This window comes from Bacillus sp. FSL W8-0116 (assembly GCF_038003825.1).
GTDB classification, from domain to species: domain Bacteria; phylum Bacillota; class Bacilli; order Bacillales; family DSM-4216; genus Bacillus_O; species Bacillus_O smithii.
Genome location: NZ_JBBOPY010000001.1, coordinates 956,820 through 969,288 on the forward strand (window position 1 = coordinate 956,820; position 12,469 = coordinate 969,288).

Genomic DNA, 12,469 nt, shown 5'->3' on the forward strand with positions numbered 1-12,469 from the left:
TTTGGCCAATTTGCAAAGGAGACAGATTATCCGACAATCTATATAAGTTGAATTAAAGATTTACAACTGAACACACAAACGATCGATCGTTTGTTCTGGTTTCTGGTTGATTCGCTGAATAAAGGCTTGGACATTCTTTCTAATTTCTTGCACACTCGAATAGAACACGTTGTAAATCACGTCTGATTTCAGCCATTTCCATAGCCCTTCAATCAAGTTCAATTGCGGACTGTATGGTGGCAAAAAGACGAGCTCTAACCGATCTTCGTGTTCTTTTAAAAATGGCTGAATGAGTTTGGCATGGTGAATTCGAGCGTTATCTAAAATCATCACTATTTTGCCTGTGGGATAGCGTTCTAACACAAGTTGAAGAAATCGAAGAAATGTTTCCGCGTCATAGCATTCTTCTTCGATGCAAAACACTTCCCCTGTTTCGTAGTTCAACGTGCCAATCAGCTTCAGCCCTTGATGTTTTCCAAACGTCGGAATGATTCGTTGTTTTCCTTTGACAAACCATGTTTTTTGAATCGCTTGGTAATCACGAATCATCGACTCATCTTGAAAGAGGACATGGGCGATGTTCCCATCTACCAGTTTTTTTTTACTTCAGGGAAGGTGATTTCGACGAATTCTTTTTGTTTCTCTTCATCGGCATTGGCTAGTGTATAGGTCGGTTTCGTATAGCTTAGCCCTAACCGATGCAGAATGTCACTTGTTCCGCGAAGCGTGTATGTTGGCCCCCACTTTTGTTGAATGAGTTCAGCGATTATCGCAAGCGTCCAATTATATTTTGCTTCGAATCCCACATCTACGGGGAGCTGATGTTCAATGATCAAAGCCAGCTCTTTTTCCTGCTCAGGGGTCAATCGACGTGGGGCGCCAGGTGAGTATTTCATCTCCAGTCCATCAAGACCGCGCTGGGCGTAGGCATGAATATAGTTATAAATAGTTTTCTTGGATCGACCAATAATCGTTGCGATTTCTCCTTTGGTATATCCCTGCAAATGAAGATAAATCGCTTGGTAGCGTTCATATGCTCGTTTACTTTTTGCTTCTTTCATGGCAGTGGACAACTTTTCGATCTCGTCTTTGTGATTTGGCATCATATTTTCTCTCCGTTCCCCTATTTTCTCTTTGTATTTATTCGCCGTGGAACGGGAGAAAACCTTTATTTCAATTTATATATTCAAAAACTTATCCATTGAAAAATAAGCGAGAATCGTTTACAATGTTTAAACAAAATATTTTAAATATTCTTATTTTTAATTAGGTGAATATTGGGAGGTTTCTGCCGTGAAAGAATATACGCTGACTGTCTTCCAAAAAAATGGTGAAAAGTTATTAGATGATACGTTTGAAGCAGCCAACGACCATGAGGCTAAAGAAAAAGGCAGCCAAATTCTAAAGGAAAAAGGCTTTTCCGATTACACGCACCGATGCACATCGTCAGCAGGAAAACTTTTGCTGTTTCACTCATAAAAAAGAAACTCTATGAGAAGGCTAAACTTCTTCAACTTTGAAATTCAGCATGACTTTCTATCGATTCTTTCATCAATCTGCCTTGATGTTAATAGTTCTCTCCCGCAAGTCTCCATCATGTTTTTCCATGCAAATCAAAAAACAGCCTTATCAAGCAGGCTGTTTTTTGCAGAAAAGCTGCTGTAAAATCTGAAGCTTTTTTTCTGTATATTCTTCGTAACGTTCATTATACGATTTCGGGTCTTTCGGATTAGCAAAACGTTCAATTTTTCCAGTTTCCGGATCGATAAATTTGCTTGCTGCCCCGCATCCTAATCCAATGATAGTCTGCACTTCTTCCATGATCAAAATGTTATAGATGCTTTCTCGCCCCGGTAAGGCATATCCGACATTTTCAAGGTTCCCTAAAATGTTTTTTTGCCGGTACAAATAATAAGGAACATAGTTGTGCGCTGCGGTCCAGTCTTGGGCCAATTTCATCATTTCTTCTGCTTCTTCCCGGCTTGCCACCGGATATTTGTCTTTATTTTGGGTCATGACCGATGCACGTTTAAACGATAGGGTATGAATCGTCAGAGATTCTGGCATTAGTTTTTCTGTTTTATCTAATGAATATTGAAATTCCCGCACTCCTTCACCAGGTAGACCGATAATCAAATCCATGTTGATATTATTCATTCCCATGCTTCGAGCCAAGTGAAATTTTTCAATCGTTTCCTCCACTGTATGGTGGCGGCCAATGGCTTTCAACGTTTCTTGAATGTAAGATTGCGGATTGATGCTGATCCGGTCAATATTCCATTTTTTTAGCACTTCAAGTTTTTCTGGCGTAATCGTATCGGGTCTGCCTGCTTCAACGGTAATTTCTCTTACGTTCTCAACCCCCGGAAATGATCGATACATTTGTTCATATAAAAGATCCATTTCCTCTGCGGTGATCGAAGTTGGCGTGCCTCCTCCATAATAAATCGTTGTGATTTTTATACCGTTATCTTTTAAAAATTGGCCGATTTTCTCCATTTCATAATGAAGACCGCCTAAGAACGAAGCCACTCTCCCTTGTTTTCCCTGGATTGCAAAAGCAGGAAAAGTACAGTAAGCGCACTTCGTTGGGCAAAACGGTATGCCAATATAAATGCTCACTTCATTTTGCAAATGATAAAGATCAGGGACAATCGTTAGTTGTCGATCCACAATTTTCTCCATTAATTGAATCTTTTCATCCGTAATTAAATACTCTTTTTTTAATTGTTCATGAGCCTCTTCTTTAGAAATCCCGCTCCGCAATTTTTTATGGAGCAGCTTTGTTGGACGAATGCCGGTTAAAAATCCCCACTGCTGCCGGATTCCGGTATATTGTTGCAGCACTTCAAGAAATGCGTGCGATACAGCCTTTTTAACTTGCTTAAAATATTCTTTTTCCGTTTGGGTTGGATCCGCCGCTTTTTCTACTGAAGATTGATAGATCTTCGCGGAGTCTGGCGCCGATAAAGCCATTTTTACTTTTATGACTGAATTGGCTTGGATATCCAATTTCACTTTGAGGATCTCGTCGGGAAGATTCTCCTCTTCCAAAAGAATATCGGTCTCTTCAAAAAATAAATTGGCAATTAGTTGAAGAGGTCTATGCAAACGTTCATCTACTGTGCCTGTCACAAGAATATTCAATCGTATCACCTTTCAATATGTAAACTATTTTTTAGTTTACTGAATGAATCGTCCATCGGTCAAGGATCCATCCATTTGTTCACCTAAAAGCCTACAGATAAAACAGAACAAATCCATATTTCCTCATTTGAAAAATCTCGAATAATTCCCATATACTATTAGCCATAAAAAAACGCCCTTTGTCGAAACAAGGGCGATGAAAGATGCGACTTATTTTAAGTGATCCATTTTTTCTAAAAATCGGATCGGCCGCTGTCTCCTAAATAACTCTTTCACGACATAAGATACCCCATTTTCCTGATTGGATCTTGTCACCCAATCAGCAGCTTCTTTTACATGATCAGGAGCATTGCCCATGGCAACCCCAAGACCTGCATTGTGCAAGAGAGGCAAATCGTCGATGCCAGACCCAATCATGACCACTTCTTTTAGCGAAACATTTATTCTTTCGCATAAGTACACCAGTCCTTGAAACTTCGACACCCCGCTTGGGACAATATCGAAACGGTTTTGATCCGTGCGGATGACAGCCACTTCATCATACATGCCTTCTATCGCTTTTTTTGCATCTTCCAAATCTCTAGGATTCTGAAAAATGATTTCCATTTTAGGAGGAGAGACCGGCTCTTTTTCCAAATAGTTGCTTACAGACTCCACAAAGTATTGAGGGTATAGCATACGATTATTCGTGCGCTGCCAAACCGTTCTTCCAACTAGAGAATCGGGCAAATCCATTTTATTGCTGACAGAAAATTTTTCATGTGATAAGCAAATACGACAATGAAAGGATTCTAAAAAACGGGTGAGTTCATACGTAATATCTTCTTGAATTCGTTTCAATAAGATTGGTTTATCGAGTTGCTTTGCTACAAAAGCTCCTTGATGAGCAATTAAACAGCTGTCTACTTTCAGCGATTTAGCGACTTTTTTTACGGAAGGATAATGTCTTCCCGATACTAAACAAATATAAATTCCTTTTTCTTGCGCATATTCAATTGCTTCTTTCGTCATCTTATTTAAACGGCCATTGTCCTGAAGTATTGTTCCATCTATGTTTACCGCCAGTAAACGATAGACCATCGATGTTCCCCCTTATTATCGAACCGTCTCTTTATACTTTTATGAAGGAACAAGCAGAATTAGAACTTATTCCCGCTCGCTATGAATGAACAGACTGGCAGCCAAGGCAAAATGACCCAGGGGCACCGCCTTTTTGATGATCGCGAAATTCACTCGCTTTCCGCGGGCGATCCGCGAGCCTCCTCGCTCGTTCCTCGCTGCGGGGTCTCGCCTGGCTCGCTTTTCTCGCAGGAGTCTCGCCAATTTCGCGATCATCGCAGTAAAATGTAACTTAGACAAATGCAAAAAAATCACCTTTTCCATTTATGCGGATGAAAGAAGATCATATGAAAAACGGACTGCTGAAGCCGGTTACAATTGTTCAGATCGGGACAGAAAACCTATTCAATCTTGGATACTTCATTCATCAAAGCTAATCGGTCGTTCCGAGATTTTGCATGGGCTGACCAAAGTGAACATCGAATATGGGGCTGGCTGCCATCTCCCATAACTTTCTGAAACAAGCGTAAAAGAACCGCTTGCTTTAGAAAGAAGGTCCCAAAATCGAGTAGGAGGGAGCGATTAACTCCCGTCCTCTCACACCACCGTACGTACGGTTCCGTATACGGCGGTTCAATTAAGATAATTGACGCAAGTCTTTATAACTTCCGTGAATAGCTGTTCTCTTTATGCCAGTGGTCACTCCACCCTCCAAGAGGTCTCCCACGGGATTCACCGCTTCCTCCCTCAAGTGAGGTACTACGTTTTCTGTGTTCATCATGACTCACTGAATACCAAGGGCTATTCTCTCTTAATTGTTCGGTCCTTCTTAGTTGTTCTAGACCAACTAATACTATGACCTCTGCTGACTTCTGACGGTTCAGCTACTTATCACTAAGTAGGTTATGAAGAGTACTTCACCTATCCGCCAGACCTCCCCGGGTAAGTACATGCACTTTCACACCATCTATCCGCCTCATTTACTCGATATGACCTTCGACAGAAAGAGCTTTGTTTTGTTATGCAAACTCACTCCATCATACCTAGCCTTATATGAGGTTCGTGTTCCTCGGTCCGGTGTTTTGCCTCCAGCTTCCTTCAGATTCCGCGTCACCACGGACACCCTTGCTCTTGGCTAACCTCTACTTCTGTCTTCGGGGTTCGGGACTTACACCCTATAGTTCATGTACATGCCGGGCGCACATAGAGAAAACCCGACGAGATAAAATATTTTTTCTCGTCGGGTTATTGTTTGCCTGGCAGCGTCCTACTCTCGCAAGGGGAAACCCCTCACTACCATCGGCGCTGAAGAGCTTAACTTCCGTGTTCGGGATGGGAACGGGTGTGACCTCTTCGCCATCGCCACCAGACGGTATGAAGTTGTCGGAACGATTGTTGTTCCTTCAAAACTAGATAGAAGAAGCAGTTTCACCGATCTCGCTCTTTCATTTGGTTAAGTCCTCGATTGATTAGTATCCGTCAGCTCCACGTGTCACCACGCTTCCACCTCGGACCTATCTACCTGATCATCTTTCAGGGATCTTACTTTCCGAAGAAATGGGAAATCTCATCTTGAGGGGGGCTTCATGCTTAGATGCTTTCAGCACTTATCCCTTCCGCACATAGCTACCCAGCGATGCCTCTGGCGAGACAACTGGTACACCAGCGGTGCGTCCATCCCGGTCCTCTCGTACTAAGGACAGCTCCTCTCAAATTTCCTGCGCCCGCGACGGATAGGGACCGAACTGTCTCACGACGTTCTGAACCCAGCTCGCGTACCGCTTTAATGGGCGAACAGCCCAACCCTTGGGACCGACTACAGCCCCAGGATGCGATGAGCCGACATCGAGGTGCCAAACCTCCCCGTCGATGTGGACTCTTGGGGGAGATAAGCCTGTTATCCCCGGGGTAGCTTTTATCCGTTGAGCGATGGCCCTTCCATACGGAACCACCGGATCACTAAGCCCGACTTTCGTCCCTGCTCGACTTGTAGGTCTCGCAGTCAAGCTCCCTTCTGCCTTTGCACTCTGCGAATGATTTCCAACCATTCTGAGGGAACCTTTGGGCGCCTCCGTTACCTTTTAGGAGGCGACCGCCCCAGTCAAACTGCCCACCTGACACTGTCTCCCACCCCGATCAGGGGTGCGGGTTAGAATTTCAGTACAGCCAGGGTAGTATCCCACCGGCGCCTCCACCGAAGCTGGCGCTCCGGTTTCTAAGGCTCCTACCTATCCTGTACAAGCTGTACCAAAATTCAATATCAGGCTGCAGTAAAGCTCCACGGGGTCTTTCCGTCCTGTCGCGGGTAACCTGCATCTTCACAGGTACTATAATTTCACCGAGTCTCTCGTTGAGACAGTGCCCAGATCGTTACGCCTTTCGTGCGGGTCAGAACTTACCTGACAAGGAATTTCGCTACCTTAGGACCGTTATAGTTACGGCCGCCGTTTACTGGGGCTTCGGTTCGCACCTTCAAGCAAAGCTTTAAGCGCTCCCCTTAACCTTCCAGCACCGGGCAGGCGTCAGCCCCTATACTTCGCCTTACGGCTTCGCAGAGACCTGTGTTTTTGCTAAACAGTCGCCTGGGCCTATTCACTGCGGCTTCTCGGGGCTATGCACCCCAAAAAGCACCCCTTCTCCCGAAGTTACGGGGTCATTTTGCCGAGTTCCTTAACGAGAGTTCTCTCGCACACCTTAGGATTCTCTCCTCGCCTACCTGTGTCGGTTTGCGGTACGGGCACCTTTTTCCTCGCTAGAGGCTTTTCTTGGCAGTGTGGAATCAGGAACTTCGGTACTATATTTCCCTCGCCGTCACAGCTTGAGGTGAGTGGCAACGGGATTTGCCTCGCTGCCCCTCTCACTGCTTGGACGCACATCCAACCGTGCGCTTACCCTATCCTCCTGCGTCCCCCCATCGCTCAAACGGAAAAGAGGTGGTACAGGAATATCAACCTGTTGTCCATCGCCTACGCCTGTCGGCCTCGGCTTAGGTCCCGACTAACCCTGAGAGGACGAGCCTTCCTCAGGAAACCTTAGGCATTCGGTGGAAGGGATTCTCACCCTTCTTTCGCTACTCATACCGGCATTCTCACTTCTAAGCGCTCCACCAGTCCTTCCGGTCTGGCTTCTCTGCCCTTAGAACGCTCTCCTACCGCGGACACCCGAAGGTGTCCACCCGCAGCTTCGGTGATACGTTTAGCCCCGGTACATTTTCGGCGCAGAATCACTCGACCAGTGAGCTATTACGCACTCTTTAAATGGTGGCTGCTTCTAAGCCAACATCCTGGTTGTCTAAGCAATTCCACATCCTTTTCCACTTAACGTATACTTTGGGACCTTAGCTGGCGGTCTGGGCTGTTTCCCTTTTGACCACGGATCTTATCACTCGCAGTCTGACTCCCAAGGATAAGTCACTGGCATTCGGAGTTTGTCTGAATTCGGTAACCCGATGAGGGCCCCTAGTCCAAACAGTGCTCTACCTCCAAGACTCTTCCCTTGAGGCTAGCCCTAAAGCTATTTCGGAGAGAACCAGCTATCTCCAAGTTCGATTGGAATTTCACCCCTACCCACACCTCATCCCCGCACTTTTCAACGTGCGTGGGTTCGGGCCTCCAGTAAGTGTTACCTCACCTTCACCCTGGACATGGGTAGATCACCTGGTTTCGGGTCTGCGACCCCATACTCATGCGCCCTGTTCAGACTCGCTTTCGCTGCGGCTCCGTCTTTTCGACTTAACCTCGCATGAGATCGCAACTCGCCGGTTCATTCTACAAAAGGCACGCCATCACCCGTAAACGGGCTCTGACTACTTGTAGGCACACGGTTTCAGGTTCTCTTTCACTCCCCTCCCGGGGTGCTTTTCACCTTTCCCTCACGGTACTGGTTCACTATCGGTCACTAGGGAGTATTTAGCCTTGGGAGATGGTCCTCCCAGCTTCCGACGGGATTCCTCGTGTCCCGCCGTACTCAGGATCCACCAGGGAGGGAACGAAGTTTCGACTACAGGGTTGTTACCTTCTCTGACGGGCCTTTCCAGACCTCTTCGTCTACCTCGTTCCTTTGTGACTCCACCATTGGTGTCCTACAACCCCAGAAGGCAAGCCTTCTGGTTTGGGCTGTTCCCGTTTCGCTCGCCGCTACTCAGGGAATCGCTGTTGCTTTCTCTTCCTCCGGGTACTTAGATGTTTCAGTTCCCCGGGTTGCCTTCCTTACCCTATGGATTCAGGCAAGGATGCTGCCCCATTACGGGCAGCGGGTTTCCCCATTCGGAAATCTCCGGATCAACGCTTACGTACAGCTCCCCGGAGCTTTTCGGAGTTAGTCCCGTCCTTCATCGGCTCCTAGTGCCAAGGCATCCACCGTGCGCCCTTTCTAACTTAACCATGTTGGTTCTATCCTAGATGGCGATACTCGGTTTATGCTGCTTCTTTCTTCTATCTAGTTTTCAAGGAACAAGTGCGAAGGATGAAATCCTTCAAAACTGAACAAAACGAAAGCGTACAATTGATATCTGTCCAGCTCCGGCTCCTAGGTGCTCGAGGTCACAATCCATCTTGCTGCGGTGGTTGAAATACTACCTCCTCGCAAGCTGTCTTGTGCTTGTCGCACCTGAACAGTCGCCTCTGCTTTTCTTCTTCCTTAGAAAGGAGGTGATCCAGCCGCACCTTCCGATACGGCTACCTTGTTACGACTTCACCCCAATCATCTGCCCCACCTTCGGCGGCTGGCTCCCGTAAGGGTTACCTCACCGACTTCGGGTGTTGCAAACTCTCGTGGTGTGACGGGCGGTGTGTACAAGGCCCGGGAACGTATTCACCGCGGCATGCTGATCCGCGATTACTAGCGATTCCGGCTTCATGCAGGCGAGTTGCAGCCTGCAATCCGAACTGAGAATGGTTTTTTGGGATTGGCTCCACCTCGCGGTTTCGCGACCCTTTGTACCATCCATTGTAGCACGTGTGTAGCCCAGGTCATAAGGGGCATGATGATTTGACGTCATCCCCACCTTCCTCCGGTTTGTCACCGGCAGTCACCTTAGAGTGCCCAACTGAATGCTGGCAACTAAGGTCAAGGGTTGCGCTCGTTGCGGGACTTAACCCAACATCTCACGACACGAGCTGACGACAACCATGCACCACCTGTCACTCCGTCCCCCGAAGGGGAACCCTCTATCTCTAGAGGTAGCGAAGGATGTCAAGACCTGGTAAGGTTCTTCGCGTTGCTTCGAATTAAACCACATGCTCCACCGCTTGTGCGGGCCCCCGTCAATTCCTTTGAGTTTCAGCCTTGCGGCCGTACTCCCCAGGCGGAGTGCTTAATGCGTTAGCTGCAGCACTAAAGGGTGGAAGCCCTCTAACACTTAGCACTCATCGTTTACGGCGTGGACTACCAGGGTATCTAATCCTGTTCGCTCCCCACGCTTTCGCGCCTCAGCGTCAGTTACAGACCAGAGAGCCGCCTTCGCCACTGGTGTTCCTCCACATCTCTACGCATTTCACCGCTACACGTGGAATTCCGCTCTCCTCTTCTGCACTCAAGTCTCCCAGTTTCCAATGACCCTCCACGGTTGAGCCGTGGGCTTTCACATCAGACTTAAGAGACCGCCTGCGCGCGCTTTACGCCCAATAATTCCGGACAACGCTTGCCACCTACGTATTACCGCGGCTGCTGGCACGTAGTTAGCCGTGGCTTTCTGGTCAGGTACCGTCAAGGTACCGCCCTGTTCGAACGGTACTTGTTCTTCCCTGACAACAGAGCTTTACGATCCGAAGACCTTCTTCGCTCACGCGGCGTTGCTCCGTCAGACTTTCGTCCATTGCGGAAGATTCCCTACTGCTGCCTCCCGTAGGAGTCTGGGCCGTGTCTCAGTCCCAGTGTGGCCGATCACCCTCTCAGGTCGGCTACGCATCGTCGCCTTGGTGAGCCGTTACCTCACCAACTAGCTAATGCGCCGCGGGCCCATCTGCAAGCGGCAGCTTGCGCCGCCTTTCAACCTTCCTTCATGCGAAGGAAGGTATTATCCGGTATTAGCCCCGGTTTCCCGGAGTTATCCCCGTCTTGCAGGCAGGTTGCCCACGTGTTACTCACCCGTCCGCCGCTAACTTTCAAAAAGCAAGCTTCTTGAAAGTCCGCTCGACTTGCATGTATTAGGCACGCCGCCAGCGTTCGTCCTGAGCCAGGATCAAACTCTCCAAAAAGAAATTTGACTAGGCTTGTTTCTATTGAAACATTGGTTTACGCTTCGTTTTGTTCAGTTTTCAAGGATCATCGCATCGTATCTTTCATAGTATGGCAATCATTGTTCAATCGCTAAATTCTATTGAACTTTCACTTACCATCGAAGTGACATATAGAATAATAGCACCTATATTATAATAAGTCAATAATTTTTTTACTTTTTTTCATTGAAACTACATGAAGACAATGACAATCCCATAAGGTTTCTCTTTTTGATTCGTCATATAAAAAGAACAAATCACAATAGTGGAGGATAAAAAATCCCCCACTATCGATATTTCTATGCGAAAACCATCAGCCGCTCTTTTCTTTATCCGTTGAACGGTCCGTATAATTCGTCGAGCGGTTTCATTATAATTTTGTTCAGTTCATTAATAACCGTACTCATCCGCTGTTCTGCGTCCATTAATTGTGCAATTTTTCCGTTCTGCTGAACAAGAGCTGCCGCTTTTTGTGCTTGAATCACTTCTTCTTCTGAAATGTTTTGCCCCATCATTTGTTTTTCCTGCAAACGCATTTGAATATTGCGGAAGTTCTCAAATAAATTTCTTGCTGATTCATCATTATTCACTGCATAAAATAATTTTTTTAAATTCACATATTCGTCGCTTTGACGCAAAGCTTTTTCCAAGCCTCGAGCATTCTCATAAAGATTTTCCATGCAGGACCCTCCTCCTGTTTGGCTATGCCATCCACCCGTAAATAGGACAACAATATTGCCATCAGCCGTTTTTTCTATATTTTCTTTCACTAAAACTGCCACTCAACTATAGCAAATTATGAACTAGAAAGCGAGAATGTTCCTGACAACTTTGATTTCTTATGGAACCAGCAACGTCACAAACCCTTGCAGCAAGCCGATGACTCCTCCCAACAATGCACCTAAATAAGTAATAGCCCTTAATTCTTTATTAGCTATTTCAATCACCATTTTTTCAATACGCTCGAGGGAAAAAGACTCTACCTCTTCACGGACAATATCCGCGATCCGTAATTTTTCTATAATGGTTTGGATACGATTCGAAAAAAATGGGGCTGCTTTTTCAACTAGCCTTGGGATATATTGCTTTAAAATTTCTTCTTCATAAGAATTCAGCAGATCAGAGAGTGTTTTTTGAAAAAATGTTTCTGTGTTGAACTGATGAACGATAAATTCCGTTCCTTTCTCTACCGTGTTCTTATCCAGCCATTCCGACAAAATACGCTCCCATTTCCATTCCAACATTTTTTCAAACTCAGCCCTTATGATAGAAAGAAGTATTTCATTCGTCCCTGGATTGCGTAAAAATTTCATCATTTCAGGCAGTATTTTATCGACAATCGAGGAATTGCCCAAAAGCATTTGAAGCATACTTCCCATCATGCCTCGTTCCGCCAAAAAGTCATCCAGCATTTTTTTCACTCTTTGTTTACCATCCGAACTTGAAAAGTAGTTCATTGCATGTTGTAAAATATAGGCGCTCACATCCGGGAGTTTTTCTTCCAACTTTCGAATCGTTTCAGGCGAAAGGACATCTTTAATAGTCTGGCTTGAATAAGAATTCCCCATTTCCACAATCGTTTTTTCCATTTTCTTTTTCAGATATCTTTCCAATCGCTTTTCCAGATCTTGCACCCCGGCCAATTCCATCCATTCTTTGATTGTTTTTTCTGAAGTGAACAATCGTTTTGCTTCCTGTTGAACGAGCGAGGTCATATCTTGAAGAAATTGCGGATCTTGAAATTTCTTTTGAATGCTTTGTGGCGTAACTAAATGATCGGATACCATTTTCCCAAGCTGAAAAGCAATTTCTTTTCGCCGTTTCGGAATCAATCCGGGTGTAAAGGGAATATGCCATTTCCCGATATACAGACTGCGATAAGGGCGAAACAGCATTAAAATGGCAATGGCGTTCGTAATTCCGCCAATAACGGCTCCGATTATGACCATAAATAATACAAGTAAAGAACCTGACATTTCGTATCTCCTTCCCGAGTTTTCGACATATGAACCTTTTACGCTCTTCCTTCATACGATGAAAACATC

At 45.9% G+C, this 12,469-nt stretch carries 6 protein-coding genes and 3 rRNA genes; 1 reads left to right on the forward strand and 8 read right to left on the reverse strand.

The features are described from left to right. Positions 1-60 precede the first annotated feature (60 nt). Positions 61-1,106 (reverse strand): IS630-like element ISBs2 family transposase gene (locus N1I86_RS04480; protein ID WP_076611651.1). Its coding sequence is split into 2 segments (ribosomal slippage): positions 61-600 and positions 603-1,106, totalling 1,044 coding nucleotides; the frame shifts between segments, so codons are not numbered across the junction. A gap of 187 nt (positions 1,107-1,293) precedes the next feature. On the opposite strand from N1I86_RS04480, the gene N1I86_RS04485 reads away from it, so the two are divergent. Next, positions 1,294-1,479 (forward strand): YhzD family protein, encoded by a 186-nt coding sequence (locus tag N1I86_RS04485; protein ID WP_003353781.1) that lies wholly within the window; start codon positions 1,294-1,296, stop codon positions 1,477-1,479. A 150-nt stretch (positions 1,480-1,629) separates the two neighbouring features. On the opposite strand, the gene N1I86_RS04490 is transcribed toward N1I86_RS04485, so the two are convergent. The 7 genes from N1I86_RS04490 to N1I86_RS04520 all read right to left on the reverse strand — a co-directional run bounded on the left by N1I86_RS04490 (position 1,630) and on the right by N1I86_RS04520 (position 12,400). Next, positions 1,630-3,147, reverse strand: coding sequence for a coproporphyrinogen III oxidase (locus tag N1I86_RS04490; RefSeq protein ID WP_003353782.1), 1,518 nt, complete (start codon positions 3,145-3,147; stop codon positions 1,630-1,632). A gap of 210 nt (positions 3,148-3,357) precedes the next feature. After that, on the reverse strand, positions 3,358-4,227 hold the full coding sequence (locus N1I86_RS04495) for a Cof-type HAD-IIB family hydrolase (protein ID WP_270584231.1): 870 nt from the start codon (positions 4,225-4,227) through the stop codon (positions 3,358-3,360). A 1,233-nt stretch (positions 4,228-5,460) separates the two neighbouring features. Continuing rightward, positions 5,461-5,576, reverse strand: a 5S ribosomal RNA gene (rrf, locus tag N1I86_RS04500). Positions 5,577-5,655: 79 nt separating this feature from the next. Beyond that, positions 5,656-8,588 (reverse strand): 23S ribosomal RNA (locus tag N1I86_RS04505). 260 nt (positions 8,589-8,848) lie between these two features. Continuing rightward, positions 8,849-10,403: ribosomal RNA gene (locus tag N1I86_RS04510) — 16S ribosomal RNA — on the reverse strand. Together the 16S, 23S and 5S rRNA genes form the textbook arrangement of a ribosomal RNA operon. A 350-nt stretch (positions 10,404-10,753) precedes the next feature. Further along, the gene (locus tag N1I86_RS04515; protein WP_003353176.1) at positions 10,754-11,104 is read right to left on the reverse strand and encodes a YlbF family regulator; all 351 of its coding nucleotides are present in this window, start codon (positions 11,102-11,104) and stop codon (positions 10,754-10,756) included. A 159-nt stretch (positions 11,105-11,263) separates the two neighbouring features. Further along, positions 11,264-12,400, reverse strand: a complete 1,137-nt coding sequence (locus tag N1I86_RS04520) for a DUF445 domain-containing protein (RefSeq protein WP_341095157.1) — start codon at positions 12,398-12,400, stop codon at positions 11,264-11,266. Positions 12,401-12,469 lie beyond the last annotated feature (69 nt).